Here is an 18,339-nt window from a genome sequence, read left to right as displayed (position 1 = left end):
GTGCGTTTTGCAGCCCCTCTTAGAAATCTACTTCCAGGTCGTAGTAGCAGGCCTTCAGCAGTTTTTCCATATCTTCCTGGCTGGGCTGACGGGGGTTGGATCCGGTGCAGGCATCCCCAATGGCTTCTGCCGCAATCTTGGGCAGTCTTTCCAGGAACACATTTTCCGGTACAAACCCTTCTTCCGCAGGCAGGGAATCCTTGCCATAGAATTTGATGGCATGGGGGATGTTCAGTTTGGTCTGCATATCCCGAATCCAGGCAATGAGTTTGGCCACCTTTTCTTCATCGGTATTGCCGCCCAGTTTCATATAGTCCACAATGACCCCGTAGCGCTTCAGGGCTTCCGGATTCTTGGCGTTGTAGGCAATGACCTTGGGCAGGTACATGGCGTTGGCAGCCCCATGAATCAGGTGGGCACCGTAGTCGGCAAAGGCAGCCCCGGTCTTATGGGCCATGGAATGGACAATCCCCAGCAGGGCATTGGAGAAGGCCATGCCGGCCAGGCACTGGGCAACGTGCATGTTGTCCCGGGCTTCCATATCCCCGTTGTAGGAGTTGGCCAAATCCCGTTCAATCATTTCAATGGCGTGGATGGCCAAAGGATCGGTGAAATCACAGTGGGCAGTGGATACGTAGGCTTCCACGGAGTGGGTGAAAGCGTCCATGCCCGTATGGGCTACCAGCTTCTTGGGCATGCCATGGGTCAGTTCCGGATCCACAATGGCAATATCCGGGGTAATTTCAAAGTCCGCAATGGGGTATTTGATGCCCTTTTTATAGTCGGTAATGATGGAGAAGGAAGTTACTTCCGTAGCCGTCCCAGAGGTAGAGGAAATGGCTACAAAGTGGGCTTTTCTGCGCAGTTTGGGCAGGCCGAACACCTTTCTCATTTCTTCAAAGGTGATTTCCGGATATTCGTACTTGATCCACATGGCCTTGGCTGCATCAATGGGAGAACCGCCGCCGATGGCCACAATCCAGTCCGGCTGGAATTCTTCCATAACCTTGGCACCTTTCAGTACCGTTTCCACGGAAGGATCGGATTCTATCCCCTCATAGATCTTCACTTCCATGCCGGCTTCCTTCAGGTAAGCTTCGGCTTTCCCCAAGGAACCATTCCGTCTGGCAGAACCGCCGCCAGTGCAGATGATGGCGCGTTTGCCCTCCAGGGTTTTCAGAACGTCCATGGCATCGTAGCCATGGTAAATATCTCTCGGCAAAGTAAATCTACTCATACGTTTGTCCTCCTTCATGATACAGAAAGTTGATGATACAGACTATATTCGCCACCGCTTTATCAAATCCTTCCTGCGAGGTATACAGGTTTTCTATAATATGTATATTTTCAGTCTAATATTTCCGGCCATACCATTTCAGGTACAGCCCCAGCGCTGCCAAAATGTCCAAAGCCAGGAATACATACACCCCGCGAAAACTGGTTAAGGGAATCAAAAGACCTAGGATAAAGGGGCCAAATCCCGTTCCCAATTCGGACACGGCAATGTAGGTGGAAGAGGCGATTCCCAGCTTATGGGGCGGCAGCCCCCGAACGGCAATAGCCCGGCCCAGGGTGGAAAAATTTCCGAAGCCAAAGCCAATAAAGACGGCGGACAGCAGCAGCATCCATTCCCAGCGGGCCTGGCTTAAAAGCAGCATCCCCAGGGAGAAAACCAAAAACGTGGGGATAATCACATAGGCGCCCTTCCTGTCGTACAGCCGGCCCATGGGCGGCCGGGAAACAATAATCAAGATGGAATACACCAGGAAAAACAGGCTTCCAGCGTGAACCAGATGAATCACCTTCACATAGGATGCCAGGAAACTGCTGAGTCCGGAATAGGCAAAGTACATTAAAATGCTGATATAAGAAATGGGCAGGGCGCTTTTCTCAAAGAGTCCGGAAATCCCCTTGCCAAAATCCTTCAGTTTGGAAGGATCCACCGTCAAATCCGGAATCTTGGCGGTCAGCAGAACCACAGCACTCAAGACTCCCAGTATCATACAAGCGTGGAGAATCATCTGGAAACTGTAGTTGGCGTACAGATACATCCCCAACATGGGTCCTACCGCCATAGCCAGGGTGGTGCTCAGGGAAAAGAAACTGAGCCCTTCCCCCTGCCGTTCCGGAGGCAAAAGATTTACCACGATGGTTGCAATGGCCGAGGTGGATACCCCCAGCCCCAGGCCGTGCAGCAGCCGCAGGGTAATAAAAAACGGAGCGTTGGTCACAAAATAGTACAGGGGTACCACCAGGATGTAGAACAGACTCCCCCAGACCATCATCCGCTTCTTCCCCAGTTGTTCTATGTAGCGGCCGGTAAACAGCCGGGCCACCATGGCTGACAGCAGGAAGCAGCCTGCGGCAATCCCCGCCAGCCAGGGTGCTCCTCCCAAAATATCCATGGTGTAGGCTGCCGCCACCATCATTTGCAGATAAAAAATCCCGTACAGCAAAAAATTCAGTGCAGACAAAGCCATAAAGGGCCTTGTCATATAACTGGGTCTCCCCTTTTCATGTTCCATACCATTTCCTCCTTCAGCTAAACACCCTCTTACAATTATTATAAAGAAATGCCCTGAAAGAAACAATCTGAATTTTCTTAGCGAAAAAAAACACCCTGAACAGGAAATCCTGTCCAGGGTACGGTTCTTGCTTAGCTTTCTGTTGTGGCGGTGGTATCCACCGTTTCTGCTTCTGCCGGAGCATCCGGGTTGTTGCCGTTTAAGATGGCCATGAACTCGTCCCCGGTAATGGTTTCTTTCTTCAGCAGGTACTGGGCCAGCTCGTCCATTTTGGCCCGCCGGCTTTCCAGGATTTCCCGGGCTTCCTTATGGGCCTTCTTCACCAGCTGGAACACGGCTTCGTCAATCTTGGCTGCGGTTTCCGGTGCGCAGGCCAGGGAGGTATCCCCGCTAAGATAGGCACTATTCACGGATTCCAGGGCAACCATATCGAACTCATCCGTCATGCCAAACCGGGTAATCATGGCCCGGGCCAGCTTGGTGGCCTGCTCAATATCGTTGGAGGCGCCGCTGGTTACCAGGTTGAACACCACTTCTTCGGCGGACCGGCCGCCGGTCAGGGTAACAATCTTTTCGTACAATTCCTTCCGGCTCATGAGCACCTTTTCCTGGGTATCCACCTGCATGGTATAGCCCAGGGCTCCGGAAGTACGGGGGATAATGGTAATCTTGTGAACGGGGGCAGAATTTTTCTGGGAAGCTGCCACCAGGGCGTGGCCGATTTCGTGGTAGGCAATCACGTTCTTTTCGTCCTGGGAAATCACCGCACCCTTTCTCTGGGCCCCGGCAATAACCACTTCCACGGATTCTTCCAGGTCCTCCTGGGTCACTTCCGTCCGGCCCATCCGCACCGCCCTAAGGGCGGCTTCGTTGACAATGTTAGCCAGTTCAGCACCGGAGGCCCCGCTGGTAGCCAGAGCCACCGTGTGGAAGTCCACCTGGGGATCCATGCGTACATCGTGGGAATGGACCTTCAAAATAGCTTCCCGGCCCTGGAGGTCCGGCAATTCTACCGGTACCCGCCGGTCAAAACGCCCCGGCCGCAATAGCGCCTTATCCAGCACTTCCGGCCGGTTGGTGGCGGCCAAAATGATGACGCCCTTGCTGCCGTCAAACCCATCCATTTCGGAAAGCAGCTGGTTCAGGGTCTGTTCCCGTTCATCATTGCTGCCAAATTGGCCGCTGTCACGCTTTTTGCCGATGGCATCAATTTCATCAATGAACACAATACAGGGAGCCTTTTCCTGGGCCTGCTTAAACAGGTCCCGAACCCGGGCGGCGCCCATGCCCACAAACATTTCAATGAACTCGGAGCCGGAAATGGAGAAGAACGGTACCTTGGCTTCCCCAGCTACGGCCTTGGCCAAAAGGGTCTTACCAGTCCCAGGAGGTCCTACCAGCAATACGCCCTTGGGCATCACCGCACCAATGGCCGTGTACCGGGAGGGATTATGCAGGTAGTTGACGATTTCCTGGAGGGCTTCCTTGGCCTCGTCCTGGCCAGCCACATCCTTGAAGGTGGTGCCGGTCTGGGCTTCGATATACACCTTGGCGTTGCTTTTGCCAAAGCTCATCATATTGCCCCCGCCCATTTTGGGGCCCAAATACCGCATAATCAGCTGGCCGATTACCATGAAAATCAGGAAGGGCAAAATCCAGTTGTTGAAGAACCGGGTAATGGGAGATTCTTCCTTAGGAATCACCTGGGAGAACTCCACCTTGGCCTTCACCAGCCGGCTCACCAGTTCCGGGTCGTCCACCCGGCCGGTAACGTAAATCTGTTCTTTTCCGTCCTGATTGCACAGCAGGGCAATCCTGTCCTTGGTGATTTCCACCTTGGAGGCCTTTCCCTCGTCCACCATGCTCAGAAAATTGGTATAGCTGACCTCATGCACCTGGGGTTTAAAAAACAGCGGGGTGATGATGGTATTGATGATCAGGATGATCAAGATGGCAGCAATATAATAATATTGCTTGCTTTTATTGGGGTTGCGGTCGGATTCATTCATCGCAATCAATTCCTTTCTGCCTGGTAATAGGAAACTTTGATAAGTTTTATTATAGCACAGAACGGCCCCTTTGACAGAACTGTACAGTCAGTTTGTACGAGAAGTGCAAAAAGAAGGAGCGGAGGAAAAGTTTTCTTCTCCTCCGCTCCTTGAAACTACCCAATCAGGCTTGTTTTTTCCGGTGAATGCCCAGCTGGATGGCATAGGAAATGGCGTTTTCCAGGCTCAGCTCGTTGGCATTGCCGCTGCCTGCATGGCCAAAGCCGGTGCCGTGGTCCACACTGGCCCGGATAATGGGCAGGCCCAGGGTAATGTTGACCCCGGCCACTGCATCCCAGCGGCCCAGTTCATGGTTGTACACGAAGCCCTTGACCTTCAGGGGAATATGGCCCTGGTCATGGTACATGCAGACCACAATGTCGTACCAGCCGCCCAGTGCCTTGGAGAACACTGTATCTGCCGGAGTGGGCTTGCCGTCCGGTATGCAGATGCCTTCTGCCATAGCTTCATCAATGGCGGGCTGGATTTCCTCGATTTCTTCCCGGCCAAACAGGCCCCCTTCCCCGCAGTGGGGGTTCAGACCAGCTACGGCGATTTTAGGTTTCTCAATACCCAAAGCCTTGCAGCCAGCATCGGCAATCCGGATGACTTCCAGCACCCGGGGTTTCTTTACCCGTTCAATGGCTTCCCGCAGGGAGACGTGGGTGGAAACGTGGACCACCCGCAGGTTATCGTGGGCCAGCATCATGGTGTAATGCTGGGTATGGGTATATTCGGCGTAGATTTCCGTGTGGCCGGAGTAATGGTACCCTGCCATATTGATGGCTTCCTTGCTGAGGGCGTTGGTAACTGTAGCATCCACCTGATTCTTCATAGCCAGGTCGATGACCTTGATTACGTATTGGAAGGCAGCTTCCCCGCCCAGGGCGCAGGCCCCCACCCCAAAGGGAGCGGGTTTCCCGTCCTTTTCGTGCTGGGGAATTTGTTCCGGTTTCACCAGATCCAGACTGATCAGGTCAATGGTGCCATATTGGAACAGGGCATCCTTTACGTCTTTGATGGTATGGAGTTTCAGGGTAAAACCGCTGACCTTTTCCGCCACCTTTAAAGCGTATTCCATGCAGGACGCATCGCCTACCACCAGGGGACGGCATTGTTCATAGATTTTCAGGTCGTGCAGAGCTTTTACGGTAATTTCCGGGCCGTTGCCAAAAGGATCTCCCATGGTAATGGCCACAATGGGTTTTTCTTGCATTTATTTTTCCTCCTTCGTCGTGGTTTGCAGGGTATCCAACAGCCGCAGAATCACATCCGGGTCTCCAAAACCCCCGGACTTGGAAATCAGCAGCTGGGTCTTGCCATCAAGCTGCACTGTGGACAGCACAGTGCCGGTAAACAATTCCCGAATAGGGGTAATCTCGTAGGTTCCCAGAGCCTGTACAAAGCCCATGAGAATGTCCCCTCCGGTTACCATCAGGGTAGTCCGGACCTGCCGGTCCAGCAAGCCCTTGATCAGGGCCCCCATATCCTCCGGAATCCGGCTGCGCACATCGGACAGGTTCAGGCCCCGATCGGCGGCGTAGGCTTCCACCGGTTCTTCTCCGGGAATATCATTGGTATCCACCAGGCACTGCCGGCCCTGTTTCAGCTGCTCCGCCAGGTCGTCCAAAAGCACGGCGCCGTCCGGGGTGGCAAAATACCCTGGGGTCAGGCTTTGGGCGGGTTTTAAGGGATAATACACCATCCTTCCACTGTCCACTGCCTGCTTTACCTGGGTGCGGGTAATGGGATTCACGCTGCCGCAGACCAGAAGAAACGCTTTTTCGGCCTTGGGCAGCGGCGGGCGCTTCCCGGTAATTTCCATCAGCCGGGCCAGCACCGAAGCAAAACCGGCACAGCCAGCCAGGACTTTTAAGCGTCCCAACTTTTTCAGTTCCAGCCCCCGGTTCAGGATATCCTCCTGGGTCACGGCATCGTACACCTGGATGCCGGGCTGCTCCCCGGCCATTTCCCGAAGACCAACGCTATGCACCGTAAAATCCGTCTGGGTATGGAGCACATCGGCTACTCGGGAATACTTCACCGGATCAAAGGGATCCTGGCCAAACACCGAGTCCGCCACGGGAACTCCCTTAATATAATGGATTCCGTCTACTGTAGTCCGCTCCGTTTTGGGATAAGCGGGAATAAAATGCAGCTGGGTACTGCCGCTAGCGTCCAGCAGAGCGCCCAATTCCGCGCCTACATTTCCCCGGAGGCCGGAGTCCGTCTTCTTATAGATGCAGGCCACCCCCAGGGCCACCGCCTGTTCCGTAATGGAACGGACCAGGTCCGCAGCCTGGGCGGGAGGAATATGCCGGGATTCCGTATCAATCACCAGGACCTGTACCTGGGGATCCAGGGCTTCCAAAGGATATTGGGGATCCAGCACCACCCGGGTATTGGCCCCTTCATCTACAAATTGGATGCCGGTATCCAGGGCCCCCGTCAGATCATCGGCCAAAATCAATAGTTCCATAGTTTCAGCTCCTCTTTTGTGCGCTTCCTTTGTTTGGAGTACTTGCTCTTCCTATTGTAGGGGTTTTCTCCCCTTCGTGCAATCCTTTGCTCCCTTTTTGCCGGGTTACAAAGAAAAGGGGCTGTATCAACGAAACCTCTTGATACAGCCCCAAGGCTTAGCCAGCCCTAGGCTTATTTGTAATCTTCCGGATGGGTTGCCATCTCATGCTTATGCAGCATAGTGACCAGCAGCGGGCACAGGAGAGCCGTGGTAATAATGGCGGCAGAAACCTGTACCGTAGCCGCATCGCTGAGAGCGGTGGAAATAACCCCAGCAGCAGCCACAGCCGCCGGCGTGCTGGCAGCGTTGCCTGCGGTGGTACCGATGGCGGCACCGACTTCGGCATGTTTGTAATGCATCAGTTTGTAGCCTGCGTACCCGGCAAGACCAGTGAGCACCGTGGAGGCAACCCCCAAAAGGATACCGGCAGGGCCGGCCTTCACAATGGAAGTCAGGGTCAGGCCAGCGCCCAGCGGGAAGGCAAAGAAAGGAATCAGCAGGCTGGCCCCCGGTTCACAGAACTTCTTGATATCCGGGTCCAGGTTGCCCAAAATGCAGCCTACCACAATGGGGATTACGCAGCCAATCAGTACTTCAACAGGAACTGCATAGCCTGCAGCCCCCAGAGCCAGCAAAGTGAAGAAAGGACCATCGTTGATGGACAGGATGGAAACAGCGCCTACGTCGGTGGCATCGCCGTATTCCCCAGCCAGAGCCGCATACAGGCCCCCGTTGGAGTTGGCAATGGCGGCAATAATGGCAATGGGTGCCAGGCCAAAGATACCGGCTTCCCCAAAGGTATAGCTGACCGCTACCCCGATACCCATGCCCACCAACACCTTAATGGCCGTCAGCAAAACGCCTTTGGTCAGGGTGGTTCCGGCTTGCTTCACATCAATGGTTGTCCCGTTACAGAACAGGAAAGCTGCCAAAAGCGGCATGGCGCCAGTTTTCCATAAGTAGGTAGTAAAGGTCCCTTTGAAGATTACCCAAAATTCAGGAACGCAGGTATTCACCAGGGCACCCAAGAGCAGCGGAACAATCATCAAACCGCCCGGACATTTCTTTACAGTCTGTAATATTTTCATAATAGCCCCCGTCCTTGCTTAGAATGTGCCAGATACTTTGTAGATACCAAACTCCCGGTGCCCCAGGGCTTCTGCCTTGGTCAGCTTGCCGTTGCAAACGTCCAGCAGCAGCTGGAAGGTTTCTTCACCGATATCTTTGATGGTTGCGCCTTCGGTAATGATCTTGCCAGCGTTCACATCAATGTTGTCCGGCATATTGTTGTAGGTATCCGTGTTGCCCGTAATCTTGATGACCGGAGCAATGGGGCTGCCCGTAGGCGTGCCGCGGCCGGTGGAGAATACAACTACCGTAGCGCCGCCGGCTACCATGCCGGTAATGGATTCAATATCCTGGCCCGGGGTATCCATGAAATACAGGCCTTTCTTTTCCAGAGGCAGCATTTCGGAATAATCCAGGGCGCCCATGAAGGGAGCTTCCGTCCCTGCTTTGTACATGCAGCCCAGGGATTTTTCTTCGATGGTGGACAGGCCGCCGGCTTTGTTGCCCGGAGTAGGTTGGCCGGTACGCAGATCTTCGCCCAGTTTCAGGGCCCGTTCTTCCACGTTATGCACCATGGTCAGGAATTTTTCCCGCTGATCCGCATCCACAAACCGTTTGGCCAGGATGTGTTCAGCCCCGATAACTTCAGTGGTTTCGCTGAGGATGCTGCTGCCGCCCAGGCTGCACAGCTTATCGGACACATAGCCGATGGAGGGGTTGGAAGCCAGACCGCTGGTGGGGTCAGAACCGCCGCATTCCATGCCCAGAATGATTTCGCTGATGTCCCCTTCGGTCCGTACTTGGGTAGACAGTTTGGCAGCCATGGCGCAGGCAATTTCCCCGCCCCGGGAAATTGCTTTCAGGGTGCCGCCGCAGCCTTGAATGGTAATGGCGTCCACAGGTTTACCCGTAACGGCAATCCGTTTGGCCAGGTCATCAGCCTGAATACCGTCGCAGCCCAGACCTACCACCAGTACAGCGCCTACGTTGGCGTTCATGCCAAAGCCGGCCAAAGTGCGTTCGGTCTGTTCCTGGTCGGAACCGATCTGGCAGCAGCCATGTTCATTGCTTACATACACAGCGCCGGGTACCTGAGCTGCAATTTTGGCAGCCGTATCCGTAGCGCACACGGAGGTGGGCAGAATCAGCAGATGATTCCGTACGCCGAAAGTTCCATTTTCACGTCTATAGCCTAAAATTTTCATGATAGCTCCCCCTGTTCCTTATGCCTTCAAGTCGCCGCGGCCGCGGGTGCTGGCCAGATTGTGTACGTGTACATAATCGCCAGGATGCAGATCCGTCAGGGCTTCCCCAATGATCTGGCCGTATTTGTAGCAGTACTCGTCTTTTTTGATTTCTGCTACTGCCATTTTGTGAAACTTGGGAATGTCGCTGGTGGCCGTGTACTCCTTGCCTTCAAACGTAATGGTTTCGCCCTTGGCAATGGGACGCAGGCAGGTGACCAAATTGTCCTTGCTGTTTACATGAATAACCGCATTCATTCTGATACCCCCTCTGAATTCGGACCTTCGTCCGTTTTGACGTCTTTATTGTAACAAGTGCAGGAAAATGGTTCAAGAATACAAAATCCAAAAATCGTTTAAATCTGAAACATATTTTTAAATTGTTCAGAACATTGTAATTTGCTTGTATATATGTTACATTATGAAACAGGAGGAATCCCTATGAACCATAAAATCCAATTGCTGGCCATTGCGCCCTATGAAGCCCTGAAACATGTAATCCTGGAAACGGCCAAAGAATTTCCCCAGCTCCAGGTTACGGTGGAAGTCGGCACCATTTATGAAGGCGTAGAAAAACTGAAACAGCACCACCTGGAAAACTACGATGCCGTCCTGTCCCGGGGCGGTACCAAAATGGAAGTGGAAAAGAACACCACCCTGCCGGTTTTCGGCATCCCCATTTCCTACTACGACCTGCTCCACATCATCAAGCTGGTGGAACACTACCAGGGGAAGGCCGCCATCCTGTCCTACGAAAATATTGCCAACTCGGCCCGGGTGCTCTGTGACGTATTGCAGCTGCATTTTGACATTTATAATATCGACCAATGGCATAATGCTGCCGAAAAAGTAACCCAGTTAAAGGAAATGGGCTACACTCTGATTATCGGGGACGCCGTATCCGTGGAATATGCGGAGAAACTGGGCATGCAGAATGTCCTGCTGACCTCCGGCCGGGAAAGCGTCCGGGAGGCCCTGACCCAGGTCACCCAGGTTACCACCTATCTGCGCCGGGCCACCGCCGAAAACACCCTGTTCCATGCCGGACTCAGCCGGCAGGGCGTACACCTGCTCTGTTATGACGAAACGGGAGAGCTGCTCTACGACGACCTGCCCAAGAACCTGCACAAACTGCAAACCTTCTGCCGGCGGCTGCTGCCTGCAATCCGCACCGAAGGGGACAAAACCGTGTACCGCAAACTGCCGGAGGGCTTTTTTGAAATCAGGGCCCAGCGCCACCACTATCGGAACGCCCCCTACAGCCTGTTTTTCATCCAGCCCCAGCGCTTCTTTACCCAGTCCGGGACCCCGCCCTATCTAACCTTTTACGAAGCCTCCTCCGGCCACAGTGAGCAGCGGGGCCTGCCCAATTTTTTGCAGATTGTTTCCCCGACCGCCTGGACACAGGCCCTGGAAATGGCCAAAAGCGTCCAGCCCCTGTGCATTACCGGGGCCCCCGGCACAGAAGGGGACATTTTCTGCCAGCAGCTCTACGAAAAAAGCGGCCGCACCCAAACGCCCCTGCTGCAGCTGGACTGCCGGCTGCTGCACCAGGAGGACATTCTCCATTTCTGCACGGACCCCCATTCTCCCTTGTTTTTGGAGCAGGGTTCCCTCTGCTTTAGGAATCTGGAAGGCTTGGCACCGGAGCTATTTACCCTGCTGGTAGATGAACTGGCCGCTGCCCGCTACAGCGCCACCGGCCGGCTGTACTTTCAGCTGACCGGCAGCCCGGAAGATCCTCTGCTCCAGGAAAGGCTTACCGTCCTGAGGGAAACCTTCCGGGTCTTCCACATCCCCCTGCCGTCCCTGGCCCACAAGGAGGACAAAATCCTGAACTACGCCCTGCTCTACCTCCAGCACCACAACCACCTATACGATACCAAACTGGTGGGCATGGATCCTGAGGCTGTAACCCTCCTGTGCCAATACAGCTGGCCCCAAAACACCAGCCAGCTGCGCCAGGTGCTGCGCCGGGCCATTGTACTTTCTACGGAGACGCCCTGGATCCGGGCCCACACCATCCGGCAGCTGCTCCGGCACGAGGAAGAAATCTTCCGGCCATCCCTAAGGCAGCCCCTGCCCCTCCACCAAACCCTGGACCAGCTTATCCAGGCCGTGGTCCAGAAAACCCTGGAAGAAGAAAATATGAACCAAAGTGCCGCAGCAAGGCGGCTGGGCATCAGCCGTACCACCCTGTGGCGGCTGCTCAAAAAGAAAAAGGAATAAAAAAACAGGAGAAACCGGACTTGCGGTTTCTCCTGTTTTATTTTCGGCTTTTAAAATTCCAGTACCGGAGCCAATTCCCCCTGGCAGATTTTCTCCGCCAGCTTGGCGTGAGGCCCGGCCAGCGGCAGGCGCTGCCATTCTTCAGGGCTGAGCCAAAGATATTCCCCCTCCGGCACCTGGCTGCCGTTCAATAGATACCCGGTCATCAGCCAAATCTGGTGGGTAAATACGTGCTTGTGGCTCCACACGGCTGCTTCCGTCCGGCCTCCCAGCAGCTGTTCCAGCCCTGCCTTGGCAGCCGATTCCGCGGCCTCCAGCACCATGGGAAATTCCCACATGGACGCCAGCATGCCCTTTTCCGGCCGCTTGTGCAGCAGGTACCGTCCCTCCTGTTCCCACAGGGCACAGGCTGCATAAAACACCTTCTGGGGGGCTTTTTTGCTTTTGACGGGCAGTTCTTCCTCCCGGCCTTCCGCTCTAGCCTGGCAGACCCCTGTCAGGGGGCAAAGAGAGCAGCGGGGATGCCGGGGAATGCAGACTTCCGCGCCCAGATCCATCATGGCCTCGTTAAAGTCCCCTGGCCGCTCCCCGGGAATGGCCTTTTCAGCCAGCCGGGTCAGGGTATTTTTCCCCGCAGTGCCGGCAATATCCTCGTCCACCCCGTACAGCCGGGCCAGCACCCGCAGCAGATTTCCGTCCACGGCGGGGATTTTCTGCCCGTAGGCCATGGACAGAATGGCCCCTGCAGTATAGGCTCCAATCCCCGGCAGGCTGCGCAGGGCTTTCTCCTCCTGGGGCACCTGTCCCCCGTACTGGACCAGCACCTGCTGGGCCGCCTTGTGCAGGTTCCTGGCCCTGCTGTAGTAGCCCAGCCCCTGCCAGGCCCGAAGCACCTGTTCTTCGCTGGCCTGGGCCAAGGCCTGAAGCGTTGGGAACTGTTGCCGCCAGCGGGCAAAATATTCCTTGACCGCTTCCGTCCGGGTCTGCTGGAGCATGATTTCCGATACCCACACCTGGTAGGGATCCCGGGGGCTCTTTTCCCGCCAGGGCAAGTCCCGCCGGTTCTGGTCAAACCAGGTCAGCAGCAGCTGGGGCCAGTTACTTGCCGGGGTCAAGATGAACCTCCGCATACACGTCATGGATTACGTGGTTGCAGTCCTCGTCAAACTGCACCGTGCCCCGGAGCTGTTTTCCCTGAAGCAGCAGAGGCAGCCAGCGTTTATCCGCTTCCCACATCTCCTCATAGGGCAGATCCTTCACCGCAAACCACCGGGGCTCCATTTCTTCCGTTGCCCGGACCTGCCCCTGCCAACGGCGGACAAAGTACACCATGCCCACATGGGACCAGTTTCCATCAGAAGGCTGGTCAAAATAAATATCCCCCACCAGCTCCAGATCCTCCGGGCGGACCGTAAGTCCGCTTTCTTCCCACAGTTCCCGGACGGCACACTGCCGCAGGGTTTCCCCCGGTTCAAGCTTGCCCCCGAAACCGTTCCATTTGTTCACGCCCATGCCCCGCTTCTTCCGGCCCAGCAGTACCCGGCCCTGGGCATCAATGGGGTAAACCAAAGAAGTATCCCGCATACCCGCCTCCTACTCCGTCAGCAGCGTTTTCACCAACGCTGCAAGAAAGGCAAACCGGGGTTCCAGGCTGGAAATCAGCCCGTATTCCGTAACGGCGTGGCCATCTCCCCCAATAGGACCCATCCCGTCAATGGTGGGAATGCCCAGGGCAGAGGTAAAGTTGCCGTCACTGCCGCCCCCGGCTGCCTGCCAGTGGAAACGCAGCCCCAGATGCCCAGCCACCTGCTCCGCCTGCCGGCAGAAAGCCAGGGATTTTTCCGTAGGCAGCATGGGAGGCCGGGCTACCCCGCCGTCCACGTCCACCTTCACCCGACTGTCAAAGGGAGCAGCCTGCAGCTGCCGCAGGGCCTTGTCAATTCTCTCCCCCTCTGCCAGGGTCTTGATCCGCACATCCAGGACACAGGTGCATTCTGCCGCCAGCACATTGGCTGCAGTGCCGCCGTTCACCAGGCCAATATTCACCGTGGTGCCTGCTTCTGGGCTGGCCAAAGCTATAATTTTTTCTCCCCAGCGGATAAATTCGTTAATGGCACTGGCGCCTTTGTCCGGGTTTACCCCCGCATGGGAAGCAATTCCGTGGAAGGTCAGCCGGTACTTGGCAATGCCCTTCCGTTCGTTGACCAGATCCCCATTGGGCCGGGCCGATTCCATAATCAGTGCATGGTCCGCCTTTTGGGCTTCCCGCTCTATAATAGGCCGGGAAAACCGGGAGCTGATCTCTTCGTCCGGGTTAAACAGCAGGCAGACACTGCCCTTGGCCTTTTCCGCACTGAGCAGCTCCGCCAGATATACCATGAACAGGTCCCCGCATTTCATATCCGAAGCCCCAGGACCCTTAAACTTGTCCCCTTCCGTAGAAAACGGCCGCTGGGCCGCCGTGCCCGGGGGGAATACCGTATCCATATGGCCCAAAAGAATTACATCATAGTGGTCCTCCCGACCCCATACCGCCTTCAGACAGGGTCCCACTTCCTCCCCAACGGGAATCAGGGTCGTTTGCCAGCCCGCCTTGTCCAAGCGGTTTTGCAGCCAGGCCGCCACCTTGGCCGTTCCTTCCGGATACCGGCTAAAAGACTCCAGACCCACCAGCTCCGCCAAATCCGCCAAATATTGCGTTACATCCAGTGCCATCGCTTTGCTCCTTTACAAAAAAGTACCCTGCAGGAAACTCCTGCAGGGCAAGGTTTTACTACTGCAGTTCTCACTGCATTATACCATATGAACAAAAATCTTACCGAGCGGTCATCAAGGCCGCTTCTTTTAGAAATTCCCGCTGCTTGGCCAACGCTCCTTCCGCTTCTGTCAGTGTCACCAATTTAAAGCGGAGCTTTTCTCCCGGGCGCAGCTGGGCCAGCCGGGGCAGATCTGCTTGAACTACCTGGCCAATTTTCGGATAGCCCCCGGTGGTTTGCCGGTCCGCCATCAGGATGATGGGATTCCCGTCCGCCGGTACCTGGATGGACCCGAAGGTTACCGGTTCAGAAATCAGGGACTTGCCCTTTTCCTTGTAGGTAAGAGGTTCTTCCCCGGACAGCCGGTACCCCATCCGGTCCGATTGGGGCGTAATGGTGTAAGGCCGGCCAAAGAAGATGTTGTAACTCTCTTCCGTAAACCAGTCGTACTGTAGCCCTTCCGCTACCCGAATGGGGCCAGGCTCCAGTACGCCTCCATTAGGGAGGGACCAGCCCATACTGGAGAAGGCCTTGCCTCCCTGTTTGGAAAGCTCTGCGGCAAAGGCTTTTTGGCTTTCCATCAGCGCTCCCACCGCCAGCTCTTCTCCGTCCTTTAAGGGTGCGCCTCCGACTCCGCCCAGCTTAGCCCGCAGGTAGGTGCTTTTGCTGCCCATAACCAGTGGCACGTCAAAGCCCCCAGCTACGGTAAGATAACCACGGGTTCCCGTTTTTGCCATGCCAAAAAGCAGGGTGCTGTCTTCTTTTACATAAATGGCCCGGTTCATAGGCACGGGCACACCGCCCAGTTTGGCCTGGAGGTCAGCACCCGTCAGGGCAAAGACCAGCCCTGCCGGCAGCTTTAGTACGGGCCCGCCCATGTTCATTTCCAGAGCCCCTTCCCCCGGCTTGTTCTGCACCAGTAGATTGCCCAATTCCAGGGACAAGGAGTCCATGGCTCCGCTGACCAGTACCCCATATTTTTGGTAGCCATACCGCCCCAGATCCTGCAAGGTCGTCAAAGGGCCGCCTTTCTTCACAAGAATGTTCATTGTACGGCATCTCCCTTCTCTTTGGCTGCAATCTCGGCATACTCTTCCGGCGTAATGCTGTAAAATTCAATTCTATCCCCTGCCTGGAGCACACTGGGATGCTCCGGATCCTGAGGCCGAAACAGTTCTAGGGGCGTCCGGCCAATCAGCTGCCACCCACCAGGGGTTTCCAACGGGTAAGCCCCGGTCTGGGTACCGGCAATACCTACTGTCCCTTTGGGAATTACCAGTCTGGGCGTATCTCGGCGAGGGGTGGCAATGGCTTCCGGCAATCCCCCAATGTAGGGGAAACCGGGAGCAAAACCAATCATGTACACCAGGTAGTCACCGCTGGTATGGATTTTCACCACTTCGTCCGGCGTCATATGGTGGTATTCCGCCACATAGTCCAGGTCCGGCCCGAATTCCCCGCCGTAGCAGACAGGAATCCGCACCTTTTCGGTTTCTCCGCTGGTCGTCAGCACCAGCTGGTCCAATAAATTCCGTACCCATTTGGCAGCCTCCCGAAAGCCCTTGGACAGCACCGGGTCTTCCGGCAGGTCTGATTGGGAAGCCAGCACCAGAGGATTATAAAAAATAGTCACGCCCGTATAGGACGCTTCAAACTCATAAATACCTGGAAAGGGATTCTCTTCCAGGGCTTGGGTCAAGGCCCGGGAGCAGTTCAGCAACTCCGGGGCAATCACATCCCCAAAAGAAACCATCAAGGCAGCTTCCCCCACCGGGAGAATTTTTGCCGCTGCCAAAAATTCTTCAGCCTTGGTCATAACCGTACGGCCTCCTTATTTAAACAGGGTAGGAAACATCTTCAGCACCGTATTGGCAGCCATGTACAACATCACCAAAAATACCAACCAGCCAGAAACAATCAAAACCTTGGGGTGCTGATAATTTCCCACAATTTTCTTGTTCCGGGCAGCCAAAAGCAGGGAGCCCAAAACGATAGGCAGGATCAGCCCGTTCAGGGCGCCTACCACCACCAATACCGTTACCGGACGGCCAATGAAAGCAAAAATGGCAGCAGAGAAAACGATAAAGGCAATAATCAAATACCGGTAGTTCCGGTTCAGGGATTCACTGAAGGTACGAATGAAAGAAACTGACGTATAAGCGCAGCCAATTACAGAAGTAATGGCAGCGGACCACATGACAATACCAAAGATTTTATAGCCCACATCCCCTACCGCCAGTTGGAATACGGAAGCCGGGGGATTGGCAGGATCCAGTTTGAAGCCGTGGCTGATAACCCCCAAGGCTGCCAGAAACAGAAAAATCCGCATCAGGCTGGTAATACCGATACCCATAAGAGAGCTCCGGTTCACTTCCGGCAGGTTTTCTTCCCCGCAGATGCCTGCGTCCAGCAGACGATGGCCGCCAGAGAAAGTAATATAGCCGCCTACACTGCCCCCTACCAGGGTTACAATAGCCATCAGGTCAATATGGCTGGGAGCAAAGGTTTCCTTAATAGCTTCCCCTACAGGAGGGTTGGAAATCACCGCCACATAAATGGTCAGGAGCACCATCACGGCCCCAGCAATTTGGGCAAACTTGTCCATCAAATTCCCGGCTTCTTTGCTCAGGAAGATGAAGATGGCCAAAGCACCGCTAATGAGAGCACCTGCGATAGGACTGATGCCAAAGAGCACGTTAAGCCCCAGCCCTGCACCCCCCAGATTGCCGATGTTAAAAGCCAGACCGCCGGCAACCACCAGGGCAGAAACAAAGTACCCCAGGCCTGGGAACACCATATTGGCAATATCCTGTCCAGGTTTTTTGGCTACGGCAATAATGCGCCAGGCATTCAGCTGGGCAATGGCATCAATGATGATCATGGCCAGGATGGCAAAGCCGAAGCTGGCTCCCAATTGGCCGGTAAAAACGGTGGTCTGGGTCAAAAAGCCCGGTCCAATGGCCGAAGTGGCCATCAGAAACGCTGCCCCCAGCAATACGCTCAGGTTAGATTCTTTTTTCATGGTAAGTTCCCCTCATTTGGTCTTGTCTGATCTCTCTATTTTTCTTTATTTTTATAAAATGCTCAAATCAGCGTTCAATACATCCGTAATGAACATGTGGCCCGGTGCATGGGTAATCATGAAATCGGGCTTTACAGCCATGGCTACGGCCTGGGGGGTTACCCCGCAGGGCCAGAACACCGGTACTTCCCCTTCGTATATGGTAGAAGGATCACCGAAATCCGGTTTGGCAATATCCTTGATGCCAATGGCTGCCGGGTCTCCAAAATGGATGGGCGCCCCATGAACATTGGGCATCCGGCTGGTAACCTGAATGGCCCGGATGGCTGCCTTGGGCGTCATGGTCCGCATAGAAACTACCATAGGACCATGGAACACGCCGGCTGGGGTGCAGGGAATATTGGTAATGTACATGGGCACGTTATGGTCTTCCGTAATATGCCGTACATCCAGGCCTGCATCCAGCATGGGACCTTCGAAGGAAAAGCTGCAGCCCAGCAGGAAGGCCACCAAGTCATCCCGCCAATATCCATCCAGATTGGTAACTTCAGCTGCCAGCTGCCCTTTCTTGTAAATCCGGTACTTGGGAATGTCATACCGCAGATCCGCTCCCGGAGCCACCGCTTTGGGTTCCGGACTGCCCACTTCCGTTACGTCCAAAACGGGACAGGGCTTGGGATTGCGGGTAGTAAACAGCAGAAAATCAAAAGCCAGTTCTTTGGGCAGGATTACCAGGTTGGCTTGGGCATACCCCTTGCACATGCCGCTGGTAAAATAGTCAATCTTGCCTTCCCGAATCAATTGGCGAACTGCTTGGGGTTTCATGGCACTATAGTCCATTGTCATCCTTCCTTTCCGTATGGGAACTTATCTCAGGAACGTACCAGCAGCGGCAATTTCTACGCCATTCTCAGCCAATGCCTTAC

At 55.0% G+C, this 18,339-nt stretch carries 16 protein-coding genes; 1 reads left to right on the top strand and 15 read right to left on the bottom strand.

What is annotated here, in order from left to right:
* Positions 1-19: 19 nt before the first annotated feature.
* From DW089_RS02370 to DW089_RS02335, 8 genes are all read right to left on the bottom strand, one after another.
* The gene (locus DW089_RS02370; RefSeq protein ID WP_105326336.1) at positions 20-1,237 is read right to left on the bottom strand and encodes an iron-containing alcohol dehydrogenase; all 1,218 of its coding nucleotides are present in this window, start codon (positions 1,235-1,237) and stop codon (positions 20-22) included.
* A 115-nt stretch (positions 1,238-1,352) separates the two neighbouring features.
* Positions 1,353-2,525, bottom strand: coding sequence for an MFS transporter (locus tag DW089_RS02365; RefSeq protein WP_118286715.1), 1,173 nt, complete (start codon positions 2,523-2,525; stop codon positions 1,353-1,355).
* A 131-nt stretch (positions 2,526-2,656) separates the two neighbouring features.
* Positions 2,657-4,534: an ATP-dependent zinc metalloprotease FtsH gene (ftsH, locus tag DW089_RS02360; protein ID WP_105326338.1), complete on the bottom strand. Its 1,878-nt coding sequence runs from the start codon at positions 4,532-4,534 to the stop codon at positions 2,657-2,659.
* 163 nt (positions 4,535-4,697) lie between these two features.
* Positions 4,698-5,789 carry a 4-hydroxythreonine-4-phosphate dehydrogenase PdxA gene (gene pdxA / locus DW089_RS02355; protein ID WP_105326339.1) on the bottom strand — a complete coding sequence of 364 codons (1,092 nt, stop codon included), beginning with the start codon at positions 5,787-5,789 and terminating at the stop codon, positions 4,698-4,700.
* Entirely contained in the window at positions 5,790-7,052 is a 1,263-nt protein-coding gene (locus DW089_RS02350; protein WP_118286714.1) for a four-carbon acid sugar kinase family protein, read from the bottom strand. It abuts the gene before it with no gap.
* A gap of 173 nt (positions 7,053-7,225) precedes the next feature.
* On the bottom strand, positions 7,226-8,182 hold the full coding sequence (locus DW089_RS02345) for a 2-keto-3-deoxygluconate permease (RefSeq protein WP_118286713.1): 957 nt from the start codon (positions 8,180-8,182) through the stop codon (positions 7,226-7,228).
* An 18-nt stretch (positions 8,183-8,200) separates the two neighbouring features.
* Positions 8,201-9,367 (bottom strand): UxaA family hydrolase, encoded by a 1,167-nt coding sequence (locus tag DW089_RS02340; protein WP_105326341.1) that lies wholly within the window; start codon positions 9,365-9,367, stop codon positions 8,201-8,203.
* A gap of 18 nt (positions 9,368-9,385) precedes the next feature.
* On the bottom strand, positions 9,386-9,664 hold the full coding sequence (locus DW089_RS02335; RefSeq protein WP_105326342.1) for a UxaA family hydrolase: 279 nt from the start codon (positions 9,662-9,664) through the stop codon (positions 9,386-9,388).
* 183 nt (positions 9,665-9,847) lie between these two features.
* On the opposite strand from DW089_RS02335, the gene DW089_RS02330 reads away from it, so the two are divergent.
* Positions 9,848-11,635: a sigma-54-dependent Fis family transcriptional regulator gene (locus DW089_RS02330; RefSeq protein WP_158572307.1), complete on the top strand. Its 1,788-nt coding sequence runs from the start codon at positions 9,848-9,850 to the stop codon at positions 11,633-11,635.
* 50 nt (positions 11,636-11,685) lie between these two features.
* On the opposite strand, the gene mutY is transcribed toward DW089_RS02330, so the two are convergent.
* The 7 genes from mutY to DW089_RS02295 all read right to left on the bottom strand — a co-directional run bounded on the left by mutY (position 11,686) and on the right by DW089_RS02295 (position 18,253).
* Positions 11,686-12,750, bottom strand: a complete 1,065-nt coding sequence (gene mutY, locus DW089_RS02325; protein WP_231086955.1) for an A/G-specific adenine glycosylase — start codon at positions 12,748-12,750, stop codon at positions 11,686-11,688.
* Positions 12,734-13,219, bottom strand: coding sequence for an 8-oxo-dGTP diphosphatase (locus DW089_RS02320; protein WP_105326345.1), 486 nt, complete (start codon positions 13,217-13,219; stop codon positions 12,734-12,736). The genes mutY and DW089_RS02320 overlap by 17 nt, the downstream gene beginning before the upstream one ends.
* A 9-nt stretch (positions 13,220-13,228) precedes the next feature.
* The gene (locus DW089_RS02315; protein ID WP_231086953.1) at positions 13,229-14,350 is read right to left on the bottom strand and encodes a M20 family metallopeptidase; all 1,122 of its coding nucleotides are present in this window, start codon (positions 14,348-14,350) and stop codon (positions 13,229-13,231) included.
* Positions 14,351-14,450: 100 nt separating this feature from the next.
* Positions 14,451-15,440 (bottom strand): biotin-dependent carboxyltransferase family protein, encoded by a 990-nt coding sequence (locus tag DW089_RS02310; protein WP_118286712.1) that lies wholly within the window; start codon positions 15,438-15,440, stop codon positions 14,451-14,453.
* Entirely contained in the window at positions 15,437-16,207 is a 771-nt protein-coding gene (gene pxpB, locus DW089_RS02305; RefSeq protein ID WP_118286711.1) for a 5-oxoprolinase subunit PxpB, read from the bottom strand. The genes DW089_RS02310 and pxpB overlap by 4 nt, the downstream gene beginning before the upstream one ends.
* Positions 16,208-16,222: 15 nt before the next feature.
* Positions 16,223-17,413, bottom strand: coding sequence for an NRAMP family divalent metal transporter (locus DW089_RS02300; protein ID WP_105327521.1), 1,191 nt, complete (start codon positions 17,411-17,413; stop codon positions 16,223-16,225).
* 51 nt (positions 17,414-17,464) lie between these two features.
* Positions 17,465-18,253: a putative hydro-lyase gene (locus DW089_RS02295; RefSeq protein WP_255419930.1), complete on the bottom strand. Its 789-nt coding sequence runs from the start codon at positions 18,251-18,253 to the stop codon at positions 17,465-17,467.
* Positions 18,254-18,339 lie beyond the last annotated feature (86 nt).

Origin of the sequence: Acidaminococcus sp. AM05-11 (assembly GCF_003472805.1) — a bacterium.
GTDB lineage: Bacteria > Bacillota > Negativicutes > Acidaminococcales > Acidaminococcaceae > Acidaminococcus > Acidaminococcus hominis.
This window is presented reverse-complemented; position numbering and strand designations above follow the sequence as displayed.